Genomic DNA, 17,064 nt, shown 5'->3' with positions numbered 1-17,064 from the left:
AACAAAGCAAAACGGCAACCTCGGGTTGCCGTTTTTGTGTTTGCTCCCTCTCCCGTGGGAGAGGGTTGGGGTGAGGGCATCAGGCCACTACAGTCGCCCCTGCCCCTTCAGCCATTCCCGTACCAGGAACAGCGCGCTCACGTTACGCGCCTCGTTGAAGTCAGGATCTTCCAGCAAATCCATCAGGTGCGCCAGCGGCCAGCGAACCTGTGGCAGCGGCTCCGGCTCGTCCCCTTCCAGCGATTCAGGATAGAGATCTTCAGCCACCACAATGTTCATTTTGCTGGAAAAATAGGAGGGAGCCATGCTCAGTTTTTTCAGAAACGACAGCTCATTCGCGCCAAAACCGACCTCTTCTTTCAGCTCGCGGTTTGCCGCTTCAAAGACCGTTTCACCCGGGTCGATAAGGCCTTTCGAGAAACCCAGTTCATAAGATTCCGTGCCCACTGCATATTCGCGGATCAAAATCAGATGGTCGTCGACGATGGGGATAATCATCACCGCTTCGCGCGACGAGGGGCGCATACGCTCATAAACGCGACGCACACCGTTGCTGAACTCCAGGTCCACACTTTCGACATTAAACAGCCGCGATTTCGCGACAGTTTCAACATTGAGAATGGTGGGTTTTTGTAGTGGTTTGCTCATCTTGATGGGTCTTTGCAGTGTGAACTGACTTTATTGTGCGATACGCCGCACGGTTTCGGCAATGTCAATTGTTCTTTATTTACATTTGTGCAACCTGACAGGAATCAATCCTCAATTCAAAACAAATGTCAAGAGGTTGAAATGTTTCCAGGAATTTGCTGATATCGCGCCATCACAGGCTTTGCTATCATCATCGGTCACTGGGATGCGCTGCAGAATGCTCAAGTTCGACTCCATGCTTGCCGATAGCCAACCACAGACTCTCATTCATTGTTAAAGGTGCTACTGACTACACCTGTAAGAAGATAAAGTAAGATGGGGAAAGCATGAGCACCATTTTGATCGTTCTCGCTGCTATGCTGGCCGGCGCGTTGGTTGCAGGGTGGTTATACAGGCGTCGCGTACAGCGGCGTTTTCGGCTGCCCTTTTTAAATGCCTTTGCTGGCGCCACAACGCGTAAACTCACGCAAGAAGAGCGTGATGCCGTTGAAAACTACCTTGAGACCCTCAACCGTTCCCAGTTAACGCCTGGGCCAACGGGGGCCACTGCTGCGCCGGTAATCCTCAATCTGAACGCGCAAAGCGACACGGTGCTCTGCGTGACGCGCTCCATTACCCGCTATGGCATCACCACTGACGATCCCAATAAGTGGCGTTACTATCTGGATTCCGTCGAAGTGCATCTGCCTCCGTCCTGGGAGCAGTACATCAACGATGAAAACAGCGTCGAGCTGATCCATACCGATTCGCTGCCGCTGGTTATCTCGCTGAACGGCCATACTCTGGGCGAATACCTTCAGGAAGCGCCGCGCTTTGCTCTGGAACGCGCGAGTTCAAAGCAGGCTTCCATCCGTGGCGAAGAGACCGAGCAAATTGAACTGCTGAACATTCGTCAGGAGACGCATGAAGAGCACGCCCTGAGTCGCCCGGATGGCATTCGCGAGGCGGTCCTGATTGTGGCCGCCTTCCTGCTCTTTTTCTTCTGCCTGCTGACGCCGGATGTCTTTGTCCCCTGGCTTGCTGGCGGTGCAGTACTGCTGTTGGCCGCCGGGCTGTGGGGGCTGTTTGCGCCTCCTGCCAAAACCTCTTTGCGTGAAATTCACTGCCTGCGCGGTACGCCAAAACGCTGGGGCCTGTTTGGTGAGAACGATCAGGAACATATCAACAACATCTCCCTCGGGATTATCGACCTGATCTATCCGCGCCACTGGCAGCCGTGGATCGCCCAGGATTTAGGGCATAAAACCGATATTGATATCTATCTTGACCGCCACGTTGTACGTCAGGGACGCTACCTGTCCCTGCACGATGAAGTGAAGAACTTCCCGCTTCAGCACTGGCTACGCAGCACGGTTATCGCCGGGGGCGCAGCGCTGGTCTTTGCCCTGTTGCTGCTGTTCGTGCCGCTGGATATGCCCATCAAATTCACCCTGTCGTGGATCAAAGGGGCGCAAACCGTTGAAGCCACCAGCGTTAAGCAACTGGATGAAGCCGGCGTACGGGTGGGGGATACGCTCCGTCTGAAGGGAACCGGGATGTGTAACATCCACACACCGGGAGCCTGGAATACCCGTCAGAACTCACCGTTCATGCCGTTCGATTGCTCGCAAATCGTCTGGAACGATGCACCGCCGCTACCGCTACCGGAGTCGGATGTCGTCAATAAAGCCACCGCGCTTACCCAGACGCTCAACCGCCAGCTGCACCCGAAAACCGATGATGATTCACGCGTCAGCCCTGCCCTGCGTTCTGCCATTCAGAAATCCGGAATGGTACTGCTGGATGACTTTGGCGAAATCGTGCTGAAAACGCAGGATTTATGTTCCGCGCAGGACGAATGTGTTCGCCTTAAAAACGCGCTCGTCAACCTGGGTAACAGCAAGGACTGGGACTCGCTGGTGAAGCGAGCCGAAGCAGGTCGACTGGACGGCGTAAATGTACTGCTGCGTCCGGTCAGCGCCGAATCGCTGGATAACCTGGTGGCCACCTCTACCGCGCCGTTTGTGATGCGTGAAACCACCCGTGCGGCCCAGGCGCTGAACAGTCCGGCGCCTGGCGGCTTTGTGATTGTCAGCGATGAAGGGAGCGACCTGGTCGATCAGCCTTACCCGCAGACCGCGCTGTATGACTACCCGGCACAGGAGCAATGGGGGCAGTTCCAGCGTCTGGCGCAGATGCTGATGCAGACCCCGTTCAGCGCCGAAGGGATTGTGACCAGTATCTTTACCGACGCCAACGGCACGCGCCATATCGGCCTGCACCGGATGCCGGACAGCGCGGGGTTATGGCGTTACATCGGTACATCGTTGCTGATGTTTGCGATGCTGGCATCCATTTTCTGGAATGGTTTCATGGCCCTGCGTCGCTACCAGCGTTCACGCACCCGGCTTGCCGAGATCCAGCAATACTACGAAAATTGCCTCAATCCTAAGCTGGTCCCCTCCTCTGAGAGCCTGATCGGATAACATCCCTGCGCGACAAGTTGTGCTACCCTGTCGCGCACGTTTCTTCTGGCTGGAGTTCCCCTATGCATCTTGATATCGCCTGGCAGGAGGTTGATACCGTCCTGCTGGATATGGACGGCACGCTGCTCGATCTCGCCTTCGATAATTACTTCTGGCAAAAGCTGGTCCCGGAAACCTATGGCGAACAGCAGGGTATCTCCCCGGCAGAAGCGCAGGAATTCATTCGTTCGCAATATAGCGCGGTGCAACATACGCTAAACTGGTACTGTCTGGACTACTGGAGCGAACGACTCGGTTTGGATATTTGTGCCATGACCACCGCCCAGGGCCCGCGCGCCGTACTGCGTGAGGACACCGTGCCCTTCCTGGATGCGCTGAAAGCAAGCGGCAAGCGCCGTATTTTGCTGACCAACGCCCATCCGCATAATCTGGCCGTGAAGCTGGAACATACGGGTCTTGCGTCACACCTTGATTTATTACTTTCCACCCACACATTTGGTTATCCGAAAGAGGATCAGCGGTTGTGGCATGCGGTGAAGGAAGAGACCGGTTTACAGCCGGAACGCACGCTGTTCATTGATGACAGCGAGCCCATTCTGGATTCCGCCGCGGCGTTTGGCATTCGCTACTGCCTGGGCGTGACCAATCCTGACTCCGGCCTGGCGGACAAAAGCTATCTGCGGCATCCGGGGCTGGGTGACTATCGTCAGATGATCCCCTCACTGACCGTGAAGGAGATGCCATGAAAGAAAAACCCTCTGATGGGGTAAGACTGGATAAATGGCTGTTGGCAGCCCGTTTTTATAAAACGCGCGCCCTTGCCCGCGAGATGATCGACGGCGGAAAGGTGCATTACAACGGCCAGCGTAGCAAGCCGAGTAAGCTGGTTGAACTGAATGCCACCTTAACGCTGCGTCAGGGCAACGATGAACGAACGGTGGTGATTAAAGCCATTACCGAACAACGACGGCCCGCATCTGAAGCCGTACAGCTTTATGAAGAGACGGCTGAGAGCATTGAAAAGCGCGAGAAGACCGCGCTGGCGCGCAAAATGAATGCGCTGACCATGCCCCACCCGGACCGGCGACCGGATAAAAAAGAGCGCCGCGATCTGATGAAATTTAAACACGGTGAGACCGAGTAACCCTCACCTGCACGAGAGACTATTATGGCCCAACACGACCAATTACACCGCTATCTGTTTGAACAATTCGCCGTGCGTGGCGAGCTGGTCACCGTATCCGAAACCTGGAAACAGATTCTGGAAAACCACAACTACCCGCTGCCGGTGAAAACCCTGTTGGGCGAACTGCTGGTTGCCACCAGCCTGCTGACCGCCACGCTGAAGTTTGCTGGTGATATCACCGTGCAGCTGCAGGGTGATGGCCCAATGTCGCTGGCCGTGATCAATGGTAACAATCAGCAGCAGATGCGCGGCGTCGCGCGCGTTCAGGGCGACGTTCCTGACAATGCCGACCTGAAAACACTGGTGGGTAATGGCTACCTGGTGATCACCATCTCCCCGGAAGAAGGTGAACGCTATCAGGGCGTGGTCGGTCTGGAAGGCGATACCCTGGCCGCCTGCCTGGAAGATTACTTCATGCGTTCCGAACAGCTGCCAACTCGCCTGTTCATCCGTACCGGCGAAGTAGACGGTCAACCCGCTGCAGGCGGTATGCTGCTGCAGGTTCTGCCTGCACAGGATGCGCAGACCAATGATTTTGAGCACCTGGCGACGCTGACCGAAACCATCAAGGCAGAAGAGCTGTTCAACCTGTCGGCGACCGATGTGCTGTGGCGTCTGTATCATGAAGAAGAGGTGACGGTTTACGATCCGCAGGCCGTGGAGTTTAAGTGTACCTGCTCGCGCGAACGCTGCGCTGGCGCACTGAAAACCCTGCCGGATGAAGAGATCGACAGCATTATGGCTGAAGACGGTGAAATCGATATGCACTGTGACTACTGCGGTACGCACTATGTGTTCAATTCGATGGATATCGCTGAGATCCGCAACAACGCCTCTCCGGCGGATCCGCAGGTTCACTGATCATAAAGCAACGGCTCCGCAAGGAGCCGTTTTGTTAACGCACCAGTGCATTATCGTAATTTATCTCTACGCGTTCCCCGAAGATCTGAATATCTGCCCACGGCTTCACAACGGGTTTCACCTTCCCCTGCTGCACTGCGCGTTCCAGCTCTTCCCGTGATAAACCATCAGGCATTTTCCAGGTATCGCCTGCCAGCTTCCAGCCGGTACGGGTTTGCGTGTACACCACAATCGTGCGGTCGCTAAACTGATAAATCACCGCTTCAGGCTTGCCGTCGCCGTTCAGATCCAGCGACATCAGTAAACAGGTTTTCCGCTCGCGGCTGCAGGAATCAAATCGGTACTGGTTATTCAGCATCGCCTGCCACAACCCCTTGTCGGGTCGAGACGTACCCGGTGCGAGCTGGATCTGTTTCTCAAGCACTGCGACTGTCATCTTCCCTGCTCCGTCCCGATTTCCACTGAGAAGGCCGTACAGCTCACGCTGGCGCTTTGGCTCAGCCATAAACTGCCGATCGTATTGCAGCGTCTGCATCGCCTCGCGTCCCTTACGCCCGCTGTTGCTGAGCATATACAGGCTGACCTGATCCGCGTTGATGCGCCCGTCATGATAACGGGACATGTGGCTTTCAACGCTGATACGCCACGGATCAAGCACCGGCGTATGAACCAGAATAAGAAGAGTAAGCGCAAGTAATCCCGTTACCGGGATAACGTAAGCCTGCAGCTTTTGCGCTTCGCGGCGGGTGAAGACAACGCTTATGCAAAATCCTACCGCCCAGACCAGCGCCACCAGCGTAATGAGCACGCCAGAGAGACGTTCCGGTGACCAGCCATATTGCGAAATGCGCAGCCATAACGCCCACCCTGCTAACACCGGATAGGCGGGAACGATAGCGATGGCGAGACGAACCATCCCGTTGAGAAGCGCATAGTAAGGTAGCGTCTGACGCTGCGGATGCCAGACAATCGTCACCAGAAAAAGGAGCAGTAGCGCTAAGGCGGTCAGCAGGCCCGCCGCGGATATCCGTGCGGAAATGGCCTCAAAGCCCATCACGGGCAATGCGCCAATAAACAGCAGCGCTAAGGCCGCCATCAGAGGCAACAGGCCGGTGGCGATTAGGGTAAGCAGGTTTTGTAATGCGCGCATCAAGCGCACCTGCATGCGCGCCAGCACGGCGACACTGGCGGAAACCACGCCAATCGCCACTGAAATAAACCAGTCAGACTGGAAGAAAAGGCGATCAAAAAACTGAATGCCAATGAGTTTGAAAAGTTCAGCCCAGAGGAAAAGCACCAGCCAGAAGAGGCCGTTGGAGATAAAAATAGTCAGTACAGTCAGCGCGTTGTGCCAGTGCTTATCGTAAAAATCACTGTAGAACGAGGCCGTCGTCTCAGGCGACAGACGCCTTTGCAGCCATGGCAACATCAATAGCATCATCAACAGAAGATGAAAGCCCCAGACGAGTACGGCTTCTTTGATTTCCCAGTGTTCAAGCCCCGATACGCTCCACTTAAGCCAGGCGCCCATACCGGCGACAACAGCGCCAACGATCGCGAGCGCCAGCCAGAGTAACGGTTTTCTGAATGACGTCACGGAAAGCGCGACAGTGGCGGTCATCGCCACCGTTGCAGGCATCACGCACAACGACCACACCGTATCGGATGGCAATTTCGCATACGCGATGTACTCACTGATCCCGTAGCAAATCAGTCCCTGTAAAGCACCCACCAGCACGACGGCCAGGCGCGTTGAAGGGGATAACGTTTCACTGTTTTCCATCTCTCATCCCTTTTCCAGAAAAGCGTATTGTTTCATCAATCCGCGAATGACATGAATCGTTTTCATACTGTAACCCTTACGTAATTTTCTTACGTGTATGCGATTACATTCACATTCTTTCCGATAAAATCACCAGCCATTAACCTTTTCGGAACATTTTCCCCAACAAAAAAGTGATTCCTGCGATAATCCGCCTGCCCTGTGACTGGAGTCGCAGCGTTTTCCGTTAGTAAGGGTTTTGACCAGATACGTAAATCTATGAGCCCCGTCGCGGTTAACAACCTCAGAAAAACCCTACAATTTCAGGCAGTACATATTGGCTAAGGAGCAGTGATATGCGTGTTACTGGTTTAACCCCGCAAGATCTCAAGGCTTATGGTATTCACGACGTCCAGGAAATCGTCTACAACCCCGATTACGATACGCTGTATCAGGAAGAGCTCAATCCAGCACTGGAAGGATACGAGCGAGGTGTGTTGACTAACCTTGGTGCTATCGCCGTCGATACCGGTATCTTTACCGGTCGTTCGCCGAAAGATAAGTATATCGTCCGAGACGAAACCACCCGCGACACGCTGTGGTGGGCTGACAAGGGCAAAGGGAAGAACGATAACAAACCGCTCTCCCCGGAAACCTGGCAGCATCTGAAAGGGCTCGTCACCCAGCAACTTTCCGGCAAGCGTCTGTTCATTGTCGACGCTTTCTGCGGCGCTAACGCCGACACCCGTCTTTCCGTGCGTTTTATCACCGAAGTGGCCTGGCAGGCGCATTTCGTGAAAAACATGTTTATTCGTCCAACCGACGAAGAGCTGCAGACGTTCAAACCCGATTTCATCGTGATGAACGGTGCCAAATGCACCAACCCGCAGTGGCAAGAGCAGGGCCTGAACTCCGAGAACTTTATCGCCTTTAACCTGACCGAGCGTATCCAGCTGATTGGCGGTACCTGGTACGGCGGCGAGATGAAGAAAGGCATGTTCTCGGTCATGAACTACCTGCTGCCGCTGCGCGGTATCGCCTCCATGCACTGCTCAGCGAACGTCGGTGAAAAAGGGGATGTGGCGGTGTTCTTCGGCCTGTCCGGCACCGGTAAAACCACCCTGTCTACCGATCCAAAACGTCGTCTGATTGGGGATGACGAGCACGGCTGGGATGACGACGGCGTGTTTAACTTCGAAGGCGGTTGCTACGCGAAGACCATTCGTCTGTCTGAAGAAGCTGAGCCGGATATCTTCCATGCCATCCGCCGCGATGCGCTGCTGGAAAACGTCACCGTACGTGCCGACGGCTCTATCGACTTCGACGACGCATCCAAAACCGAAAACACCCGCGTTTCCTACCCGATCTACCACATCGACAACATTGTGAAGCCGGTGTCGAAAGCGGGTCATGCGACGAAGGTGATTTTCCTGACGGCGGATGCGTTCGGCGTGCTGCCTCCGGTTTCCCGCCTGACCGCCAGCCAGACGCAGTATCACTTCCTCTCCGGTTTTACCGCCAAACTGGCGGGCACCGAGCGCGGCGTGACGGAGCCAACCCCAACTTTCTCCGCCTGCTTCGGCGCGGCCTTCCTGTCGCTGCACCCGACGCAGTACGCAGAAGTGCTGGTAAAACGCATGCAGGCCTCCGGGGCGCAGGCGTACCTGGTTAACACCGGCTGGAACGGTACCGGCAAGCGTATCTCCATCAAAGATACCCGCGCCATTATCGACGCCATTCTGGATGGTTCTCTGGATAACGCTGAAACCTTCACCCTGCCGATGTTTGATCTGGCTATTCCAACGGCGCTGCCGGGCGTGGATACGCATATCCTTGACCCGCGTAACACCTATGGATCCCCGGAACAGTGGCGTGAGAAAGCGGAAACGCTGGCGAAGCTGTTTATTGAGAACTTCGAGAAGTATACCGATACCCCAGCGGGTGAAGCGCTGGTGAGTGCGGGACCGAAGCTGTAGGTAAAAGCAAAAAGGCAACGAAAGTTGCCTTTTTTAATGGTTTATCCCTCTCCCCGTGGGAGAGGGCCGGGGTGAGGGCATCAGGCCGCACCCCGATTAACCCTCTTTCACCTGCCCCCGCGTCACCGGCACCGGCAACCAGGCGCGAATGCTCAACCCACCCCGCTCGCTGGTACCAATCTCCAGCAAACCGTTATGGTTATCAACAATACGCTGCACAATCGCCAGGCCTAAACCGGTTCCGCTGGTGCTGCGCGCGCTGTCGCCGCGCACAAACGGCTGGAACAGATGCTTACGCTGCTCGGGCTTGATACCCGGACCGTCATCTTCCACCTGGAACCAGGCGCGGTTAAGTTCCGATCCGCTGCTGACTTTAATCCAGCCATTACCGTAGCGGGCCGCATTCACCACCATGTTCGCCACCGCGCGCTTGATGGAGAGCGGATGCATGCGAACCTGAATCTCACCGGCCTGAAGGTCGGTCTCAATCTCGCGCTCGTAGCCGCTCTCTGCCGCCACCACTTCGCCCAGCACCGCGTTCAGGTCTGCCATCTCCATCGGCATCTCCTGCCCGGTACGCAGGTAGTCAATAAACTGCTCAATGATGGCGTTACACTCTTCGATATCCTTGTTGATGGACTCGGCGAGATAACCGTCCTCTTCGCCCATCATCTCCGTCGCCAGGCGGATACGCGTGAGTGGCGTACGCAGATCATGGCTAACGCCCGCCATCAGCAGCGTACGGTCATCCGCCAGCTGTTTGACGCCAGCCGCCATATGATTAAACGCGCGCGTCACCGAACGCACCTCCGATGCGCCATATTCACGCAGCGGCGGCGGAATAATGCCTTTACCGACCTGCAGCGCTGCGTGCTCCAGGTCGACCAGCGGTCGGTTCTGTATACGGATAAACAGCCACGCGCCACCTATCGCTAACAGCATGATGGCAAGGGTGTAGCGGAACAGCGGCGAGAAGTCGCCCTGGTGGATTTCTGTCAGCGGAACGCGCACCCAGATATTGGGTGACAGCCAGGTTTTCAGCCAGACGACAGGCGAGCTTTTGTTGACCTCAACACGCACTTCCGTCGGGCCACCCAGCTGCTGCGCCATCTGCTGGCTGAGGAATTCATAGTGCTGTGCCCAGCGCAGACCCGCGTCTTCCGCCGCTTCATTCGAGTAGAGCGAAATGCCCAGTTCACGGTAGATTTCACGGCGAAACGCCGGAGGAACCACTAACTGCGTGCCGTCCTCCAGCTGCAGTTTATCGGTCATCAGCATACGCACTTCGTACGCCAGGACCTTATTAAACTGCTGAAGGCTCGGCAGGATCGCAAAGTTCAGCACCACCAGGTAGGTTGTCACCAGGCTGACAAACAGCAAGGTGACAATCAAAAGCAGGGTACGGGCAAACGAGCTTCGCGGTGAGAAGCGCATTCGCCTCATGCTTTAGCGCCGTCCGGGACGAACACGTAGCCCAGACCCCACACGGTCTGAATATAACGAGGATGCGCCGGATCTTCTTCCACCATGCGGCGCAGACGAGAGATCTGCACGTCGATGGAACGTTCCATTGCCGAGTATTCACGACCACGCGCCAGGTTCATCAGCTTGTCACGGGAGAGGGGCTCACGCGGGTGGCTGACCAGCGCTTTCAGTACCGCGAACTCACCGCTGGTGAGCGGCATTGGCTCGTCTTCACGGAACATCTCACGCGTACCGAGGTTCAGCTTGAACTTCCCGAACGCAATCACCGCTTCTTCCTGCGACGGTGCGCCTGGCAGTTCGTTCGCCTGACGGCGCAGCACGGCACGAATACGCGCCAGCAGTTCACGCGGGTTAAACGGTTTAGGAATGTAGTCGTCAGCGCCGATTTCGAGGCCCACGATACGGTCAACCTCTTCCCCTTTCGCCGTCACCATAATGATCGGCATGGGGTTGCTCTGGCTGCGCAGTCGGCGGCAAATAGAGAGCCCGTCTTCGCCCGGCAGCATCAGGTCAAGGACCATCAGATGGAAGGATTCACGGGTCAGCAGGCGGTCCATCTGCTCAGCGTTCGCGACGCTACGAACCTGGAAGCCCTGCTCGGTCAGATAACGTTCCAGAAGCGCACGCAGGCGCATGTCGTCATCCACGACCAGAATTTTGTAGTTCTCTTGCATTGTGTGTACTCCCAAAGGTTCGGATAGTCTAATAACAGCGTATTCTAAAAAAGTGCACGGGTTCGACCAGCGAATTCTGGTATAAATTCTAGTCGAAATTGTTACAAAGCATATTTAACAGCAGCTTATCTGCACAATTCATCACATAAATGATTATTAACGCTGTCTGATAGACTACGTGATACGTAATGTGCGCAATGTTTGCAATGAAGTCGAGTCTGAAGGTCACAGTATGAAAACGCCCCTGATCACCCGCGAAGGGTACGAAAAACTCAAAAAAGAGATGGATTACCTGTGGCGCGAAGAGCGTCCGGAAGTGACCAAAAAAGTGACCTGGGCGGCAAGCCTGGGCGACCGCAGCGAAAATGCTGACTACCAGTACAACAAGAAGCGGCTGCGTGAGATCGACCGCCGGGTACGCTATCTGACCAAATGTCTCGAAAATCTTAAAATTGTCGATTATTCGCCGCAGCAGGAGGGCAAAGTGTTCTTCGGCGCGTGGGTTGAGATCGAGAATGATGATGGCAATACCCTGCGCTTTCGCATTGTCGGGTACGACGAAATTTTTGGCCGTAAGGATTATATCTCCATCGACTCGCCGATGGCCCGCGCGCTGCTGAAAAAGGAGGTGGGTGATTTAGCCGTCGTCCAGACCCCGGCCGGAGAAGCGAGCTGGTACGTGAACGAGATCACCTACGTAAAATAGTCCGAGAGCGCCCTCCACGGCTGGCATTTTACCGTGTCAGCCCGTATAACTATCCCCTGATTTTTGACCCACAAGATGATAAAGCCATGATGAAAGATTCGCTCTGCCGCATTATTGCGGGTGAACTTCAGGCCAGAGCCGAACAGGTAGAAGCTGCCGTTCGCCTGCTTGATGAAGGGAACACCGTGCCGTTTATTGCACGTTATCGTAAGGAAGTCACCGGCGGTCTGGATGACACGCAGTTGCGTAACCTGGAGACCCGCCTGGGCTACCTCCGCGAACTGGAAGACCGCCGTCAGGCAATCCTCAAATCCATCGGCGAACAGGGCAAACTGACCAGCGATCTGGAAAAGGCCATTAACGGCACCCTGAGCAAAACTGAACTCGAAGACCTCTATCTGCCTTATAAACCGAAGCGCCGTACGCGCGGGCAGATTGCGATTGAAGCAGGTCTGGAGCCGCTGGCCGAGTTGTTGTGGAACGAACCGTCACATGACCCGGAAACCGAAGCGGCCAAATTTATCGACGCTGACAAAGGCGTGGCAGACACCAAAGCGGCCCTTGATGGCGCACGCTACATTCTGATGGAGCGCTTCTCCGAGGATGCCGCCCTGCTCTCCCGTGTGCGTGATTATCTGTGGAAGAACGCCCACATCGTCTCTACCGTGGTGGCAGGCAAAGAAGAGGAAGGCGCGAAATTCCGCGACTACTTCGATCACCACGAACCGATTTCAACCGTGCCTTCTCACCGTGCACTGGCCATGTTCCGCGGCCGTAATGAAGGCGTGCTGCAGCTCTCTCTCAACGCCGACCCGCAGTTTGATGAGCCGCCAAAAGAGAGCCACTGCGAGCAGATCATCACCGACCACCTCGGCCTGCGCCTGAATAACGCCCCGGCAGACAGCTGGCGTAAAGGCGTGGTGAGCTGGACGTGGCGCATTAAGGTGTTGATGCACCTCGAAACCGAACTGATGGGCACCGTGCGCGAGCGCGCTGAAGACGAAGCAATCAACGTCTTTGCCCGTAACCTGCATGACCTGCTGATGGCCGCACCTGCTGGCCTGCGTGCGACCATGGGTCTCGATCCGGGTTTGCGTACCGGCGTAAAAGTGGCAGTGGTTGACGGTACCGGCAAGCTGGTGGCAACCGACACCATTTACCCGCATACCGGTCAGGCGGCGAAAGCGGCGGTTGTGGTGGCCGCGCTGTGCGAGAAATATAACGTCGAGCTGGTGGCCATCGGCAACGGTACGGCCTCCCGCGAAACCGAACGTTTCTACCTCGACGTGCAGAAACAGTTCCCGAAAGTGACGGCGCAGAAAGTGATCGTCAGCGAGGCCGGTGCGTCCGTCTATTCTGCGTCTGAGCTGGCGGCCCAGGAGTTCCCGGATCTGGACGTCTCCCTGCGCGGTGCGGTCTCTATCGCCCGTCGTCTGCAGGATCCGCTGGCGGAGCTGGTGAAGATCGACCCGAAATCCATCGGTGTGGGCCAGTATCAGCACGACGTGAGCCAGACGCAGCTGGCGCGTAAGCTGGATGCGGTGGTGGAAGATTGCGTAAACGCCGTGGGCGTGGACCTGAACACCGCCTCCGTTCCTCTGCTGACCCGCGTGGCAGGCTTAACCCGCATGATGGCGCAGAACATCGTTGCCTGGCGTGATGAGAACGGCCAGTTCCAGAACCGCCAGCAGTTGCTGAAGGTAAGCCGTCTGGGGCCGAAAGCGTTTGAGCAGTGTGCGGGCTTCCTGCGCATCAACCACGGCGATAACCCGCTGGATGCGTCAACCGTTCACCCGGAAGCCTACCCGGTGGTTGAGCGCATTCTGGCAGCGACCCAGCAGGCACTCAAAGACCTGATGGGCGACAGCAACGCACTGCGCAACCTGAAAGCAGTCGATTTCACCGACGAGCAGTTCGGCGTGCCGACCGTGACCGACATCATCAAAGAGCTGGAAAAACCGGGCCGCGATCCGCGTCCTGAGTTCAAAACCGCGACCTTTGCCGACGGCATCGAGACCATGAACGATCTCCTGCCGGGCATGGTGCTGGAAGGTGCCGTCACCAACGTCACTAACTTTGGCGCTTTTGTCGATATCGGCGTGCATCAGGATGGCCTGGTGCATATCTCATCGCTCGCCGACAAGTTCGTTGAAGATCCGCATACGGTGGTCAAAGCGGGCGATATCGTGAAGGTGAAAGTGCTGGAAGTGGACCTGCAGCGCAAGCGCATCGCGCTGACCATGCGTCTGGACGAACAGCCAGGTGAAACCAACGCGCGCCGCGGCAGTAACGGCGGTGGCCGTGAGCAGCAGCGCCCGGCCGCAAAAGGCGCGAAGCCACGCGGACGTGATGCTCAGCCTGCGGGCAACAGCGCGATGATGGATGCGCTGGCGGCCGCGATGGGTAAGAAACGCTAAGGTTGTAAATGCCCCTCACCCTAACCCTCTCCCCAAAGGGGAGAGGGCCGGGGTGAGAGGACAAATTATATCGCAAGAGATGAAACCGATTGCATATCCATATTTAAACCACCATTTATCACTCCGTTAACAAATACATTTATTATTCCCTGCCCCGTAATTCAGCAAATATTGAGCAAGGTCAAACAGGCCGTAAATTAATACGCTTAACAACATTCCGTCACAGTTTTCATATTGCTGATAAAAACTATTCTCATTATCATCCCATAGTAGATAATTTAACCTTCCGTGGAATCAGGCATTATGCAATTCACTCCAGACAGTGCATGGAAAATTACCGGTTTTACCCGCGAAATTAGCCCGGCCTATCGGCAAAAGCTGCTGTCGCTGGGCATGCTGCCCGGCTCGTCATTCCAGGTGGTGCGCGTGGCCCCGTTAGGGGATCCTGTTCATATCGAAACCCGGCGTGTGAATCTGGTACTGCGTAAAAAAGACCTCGCATTAATTGAAGTCGAAGCCTTATCCCAATAACAAGCCAGCGGTTTCAGTGAGTCGAAAACAATGAAAAAATTAACTATTGGCTTAATTGGCAATCCTAATTCCGGCAAGACAACGTTATTTAACCAGCTCACCGGTGCACGCCAGCGTGTGGGTAACTGGGCGGGCGTAACGGTAGAACGTAAAGAAGGCCAGTTCACCACGACAGACAATCAGGTCACCCTGGTGGATCTGCCCGGCACCTACTCCTTAACCACCATTTCGTCACAAACCTCGCTCGATGAGCAGATTGCCTGTCACTATATTCTGAGTGGCGATGCGGACCTGTTAATCAACGTGGTCGATGCGTCTAACCTGGAGCGTAACCTCTATCTGACGCTGCAATTGCTTGAGCTGGGGATCCCCTGCATTGTGGCGCTCAACATGCTCGACATCGCAGAGAAACAAAAGCTGCGTATCGACGTCGATGCCCTCTCCGCGCGTCTGGGCTGCCCGGTAGTGCCGCTGGTTTCTACCCGTGCCCGCGGAATTGACGCGCTGAAGCTGGCCATTGACCGCCACGCGGGCAACGCCGACGTTGAGCTGGTGCACTATGCGCAACCGCTGCTGCGCGAAGCCGGTCTGCTGGCGCAGGAGATGGACAACAGCATGCCCGCCAGACAGCGCCTGTGGCTCGGCCTGCAGATGCTGGAAGGCGATATCTACAGCCGCGCCTATGCGGGCCATGCCGCCGACAAACTGGACGTGGCGCTGGCGCTTCTGAGCGATGAGCTCGATGACCCGGCCCTGCACATTGCCGACGCGCGCTATCAGGCCATCGCCGCCATTTGCGACGTGGTCAGTAACGCCCTGACGGCCGAGCCAAGCCGCTTTACGGCCGCCGTGGACAAGATTGTGCTCAACCGCTTCCTCGGTTTGCCGATCTTTTTACTGGTGATGTACCTGATGTTCCTGCTCGCCATTAACATCGGCGGCGCACTACAGCCTGTGTTCGATGCCGGTTCGGTGGCGATATTTGTCCACGGCATTCAGTGGCTGGGCTACACCCTGCACTTCCCGGAATGGCTGACCATTTTCCTCGCCCAGGGGATCGGTGGTGGTATCAACACCGTTCTGCCGCTGGTACCGCAAATCGGCATGATGTACCTATTCCTGTCGTTCCTTGAGGACTCCGGGTACATGGCGCGCGCGGCCTTCGTGATGGATCGTCTGATGCAGGCCCTGGGCCTGCCGGGTAAATCCTTCGTCCCGCTGATTGTCGGCTTCGGCTGTAACGTGCCGTCGGTAATGGGTGCGCGCACGCTTGATGCCCCCCGCGAACGTCTGATGACCATCATGATGGCGCCATTTATGTCCTGCGGAGCGCGACTGGCTATCTTTGCGGTCTTCGCCGCGGCCTTCTTTGGTCAGCAAGGAGCACTGGCGGTCTTCTCGCTGTATGTGCTGGGCATCGTGATGGCGATCCTGACCGGGCTCATGCTTAAACACACCATCATGCGCGGGGAAGCGTCACCGTTTGTGATGGAACTGCCGGTGTATCACGTGCCGCATCTGAAAAGCCTGGCGATCCAGACCTGGCAGCGCCTGAAAGGTTTTGTGCTGCGCGCCGGTAAAGTGATTGTCATTGTCAGCATCTTCCTGAGCGCGCTGAACAGCTTCACCCTGAGCGGGCAGGCGGCGGATAACATCAACGACTCCGCCCTCGCCTCCGTCAGCCGCGTCATTACCCCGGTGTTTAAACCGATTGGCGTGCATGAGGATAACTGGCAGGCGACCGTTGGTCTGTTCACCGGAGCGATGGCAAAAGAGGTGGTGGTCGGCACCCTGAACACGCTCTACACCGCTGAGAATATCCAGGAAGAAGCGTTTAACCCGGCAGCGTTCCACCTCGGTGATGAACTGCTCGGCGCGGTGGAAGAGACCTGGCAGAGCCTGAAAGACACCTTCAGCCTGAGCGTACTGGCGAACCCGATTGAAGCCAGCAAAGGCGACGGCGAAATGGCCACCGGTGCCATGGGCGTAATGAGCGAGAAATTTGGCAGCGCGTCAGCGGCCTACAGCTACCTCATCTTTGTCCTGCTCTATATTCCGTGCATCTCGGTGATGGGGGCGATAGCCCGTGAGTCCAGCCGCGGCTGGATGGGGTTCTCCATCCTGTGGGGATTAAACATCGCCTACTCGCTGGCGACGCTCTTTTACCAGACCGTTAACTTCAGCCAGCATCCGCGCTACAGCCTGGTCTGCATCCTGGCGGTTGTGCTGTTTAACGTGCTCGTTCTCGGTCTGCTACGCCGGGCACGCAGCCGCGTCGATATCAACCTGCTGGCAAACCGTAAAACCGCCGCGACCTGCTGCAACAGCCCGGCGGGCGACTGTCACTAGGGGG

13 protein-coding genes are annotated in these 17,064 nt (G+C 56.3%); 9 read left to right on the top strand and 4 right to left on the bottom strand.

The genetic code is table 11. The features are described 5' to 3' along the window. Positions 1-87: 87 nt before the first annotated feature. Positions 88-648, bottom strand: a complete 561-nt coding sequence (gene nudE, locus NQ842_RS02730; RefSeq protein ID WP_014833552.1) for an ADP compounds hydrolase NudE — start codon at positions 646-648, stop codon at positions 88-90. Between the two features lie 326 nt (positions 649-974). Here nudE and NQ842_RS02725 point away from each other — a divergent pair, with 326 nt between their 5' ends. From NQ842_RS02725 to hslO, 4 genes are all read left to right on the top strand, one after another. Next, positions 975-3,113 (top strand): intracellular growth attenuator family protein, encoded by a 2,139-nt coding sequence (locus tag NQ842_RS02725; RefSeq protein WP_014833553.1) that lies wholly within the window; start codon positions 975-977, stop codon positions 3,111-3,113. A gap of 62 nt (positions 3,114-3,175) precedes the next feature. Next, a complete protein-coding gene (gene yrfG / locus NQ842_RS02720) occupies positions 3,176-3,859 on the top strand; it encodes a GMP/IMP nucleotidase (RefSeq protein WP_014833554.1) in 684 nt (227 codons plus the stop codon). Further along, complete coding sequence (gene hslR / locus NQ842_RS02715; RefSeq protein WP_257256480.1) at positions 3,856-4,257, top strand: ribosome-associated heat shock protein Hsp15; 402 nt, start codon at positions 3,856-3,858, stop codon at positions 4,255-4,257. Before yrfG ends, hslR begins: the two co-directional genes overlap by 4 nt. Positions 4,258-4,281: 24 nt before the next feature. Next, positions 4,282-5,160 carry an Hsp33 family molecular chaperone HslO gene (gene hslO / locus NQ842_RS02710; RefSeq protein ID WP_040022722.1) on the top strand — a complete coding sequence of 293 codons (879 nt, stop codon included), beginning with the start codon at positions 4,282-4,284 and terminating at the stop codon, positions 5,158-5,160. A 34-nt stretch (positions 5,161-5,194) separates the two neighbouring features. Here the strand turns inward: hslO and NQ842_RS02705 are convergent, their stop codons facing one another. Beyond that, complete coding sequence (locus tag NQ842_RS02705; protein WP_257256479.1) at positions 5,195-6,943, bottom strand: DUF4153 domain-containing protein; 1,749 nt, start codon at positions 6,941-6,943, stop codon at positions 5,195-5,197. Positions 6,944-7,278: 335 nt separating this feature from the next. On the opposite strand from NQ842_RS02705, the gene pckA reads away from it, so the two are divergent. Next, positions 7,279-8,898: a phosphoenolpyruvate carboxykinase (ATP) gene (gene pckA / locus NQ842_RS02700; RefSeq protein ID WP_014833557.1), complete on the top strand. Its 1,620-nt coding sequence runs from the start codon at positions 7,279-7,281 to the stop codon at positions 8,896-8,898. A gap of 96 nt (positions 8,899-8,994) precedes the next feature. Here pckA and envZ read toward each other — a convergent pair whose 3' ends face one another. After that, positions 8,995-10,341: a two-component system sensor histidine kinase EnvZ gene (envZ, locus tag NQ842_RS02695; RefSeq protein ID WP_028027909.1), complete on the bottom strand. Its 1,347-nt coding sequence runs from the start codon at positions 10,339-10,341 to the stop codon at positions 8,995-8,997. Further along, entirely contained in the window at positions 10,338-11,057 is a 720-nt protein-coding gene (ompR, locus tag NQ842_RS02690) for a two-component system response regulator OmpR (protein ID WP_006177890.1), read from the bottom strand. The genes envZ and ompR overlap by 4 nt, the downstream gene beginning before the upstream one ends. Before the next feature lie 232 nt (positions 11,058-11,289). Between ompR and greB the strand changes: the two genes are divergently transcribed. The 4 genes from greB to feoB all read left to right on the top strand — a co-directional run bounded on the left by greB (position 11,290) and on the right by feoB (position 17,060). Continuing rightward, positions 11,290-11,763 (top strand): transcription elongation factor GreB, encoded by a 474-nt coding sequence (gene greB, locus NQ842_RS02685; RefSeq protein ID WP_013099090.1) that lies wholly within the window; start codon positions 11,290-11,292, stop codon positions 11,761-11,763. Positions 11,764-11,849: 86 nt separating this feature from the next. Then, positions 11,850-14,180 carry a Tex family protein gene (locus tag NQ842_RS02680; protein ID WP_062856735.1) on the top strand — a complete coding sequence of 777 codons (2,331 nt, stop codon included), beginning with the start codon at positions 11,850-11,852 and terminating at the stop codon, positions 14,178-14,180. Between the two features lie 303 nt (positions 14,181-14,483). Continuing rightward, a complete protein-coding gene (gene feoA / locus NQ842_RS02675) occupies positions 14,484-14,711 on the top strand; it encodes a ferrous iron transporter A (protein WP_010436417.1) in 228 nt (75 codons plus the stop codon). Positions 14,712-14,741: 30 nt separating this feature from the next. Then, positions 14,742-17,060, top strand: a complete 2,319-nt coding sequence (gene feoB / locus NQ842_RS02670; protein ID WP_257256478.1) for a Fe(2+) transporter permease subunit FeoB — start codon at positions 14,742-14,744, stop codon at positions 17,058-17,060. Positions 17,061-17,064 lie beyond the last annotated feature (4 nt).

The sequence above is a fragment of the Enterobacter cloacae complex sp. R_G8 genome, from assembly GCF_024599795.1.
GTDB classification, from domain to species: domain Bacteria; phylum Pseudomonadota; class Gammaproteobacteria; order Enterobacterales; family Enterobacteriaceae; genus Enterobacter; species Enterobacter dissolvens.
The sequence above is the reverse complement of the archived record's forward strand: the minus strand, read 5'-3'. Positions and strand labels throughout refer to the sequence as shown.

Bases quoted from the DNA above. Each gene is read 5' to 3' on its own strand.
- nudE (WP_014833552.1), bottom strand. From the start codon at position 648: ATGAGCAAACCACTACAAAAACCCACCATTCTCAATGTTGAAACTGTC.
- NQ842_RS02725 (WP_014833553.1), top strand. From the start codon at position 975: ATGAGCACCATTTTGATCGTTCTCGCTGCTATGCTGGCCGGCGCGTTG.
- yrfG (WP_014833554.1), top strand. From the start codon at position 3,176: ATGCATCTTGATATCGCCTGGCAGGAGGTTGATACCGTCCTGCTGGAT.
- hslR (WP_257256480.1), top strand. From the start codon at position 3,856: ATGAAAGAAAAACCCTCTGATGGGGTAAGACTGGATAAATGGCTGTTG.
- hslO (WP_040022722.1), top strand. From the start codon at position 4,282: ATGGCCCAACACGACCAATTACACCGCTATCTGTTTGAACAATTCGCC.
- NQ842_RS02705 (WP_257256479.1), bottom strand. From the start codon at position 6,943: ATGGAAAACAGTGAAACGTTATCCCCTTCAACGCGCCTGGCCGTCGTG.
- pckA (WP_014833557.1), top strand. From the start codon at position 7,279: ATGCGTGTTACTGGTTTAACCCCGCAAGATCTCAAGGCTTATGGTATT.
- envZ (WP_028027909.1), bottom strand. From the start codon at position 10,341: ATGAGGCGAATGCGCTTCTCACCGCGAAGCTCGTTTGCCCGTACCCTG.
- ompR (WP_006177890.1), bottom strand. From the start codon at position 11,057: ATGCAAGAGAACTACAAAATTCTGGTCGTGGATGACGACATGCGCCTG.
- greB (WP_013099090.1), top strand. From the start codon at position 11,290: ATGAAAACGCCCCTGATCACCCGCGAAGGGTACGAAAAACTCAAAAAA.
- NQ842_RS02680 (WP_062856735.1), top strand. From the start codon at position 11,850: ATGATGAAAGATTCGCTCTGCCGCATTATTGCGGGTGAACTTCAGGCC.
- feoA (WP_010436417.1), top strand. From the start codon at position 14,484: ATGCAATTCACTCCAGACAGTGCATGGAAAATTACCGGTTTTACCCGC.
- feoB (WP_257256478.1), top strand. From the start codon at position 14,742: ATGAAAAAATTAACTATTGGCTTAATTGGCAATCCTAATTCCGGCAAG.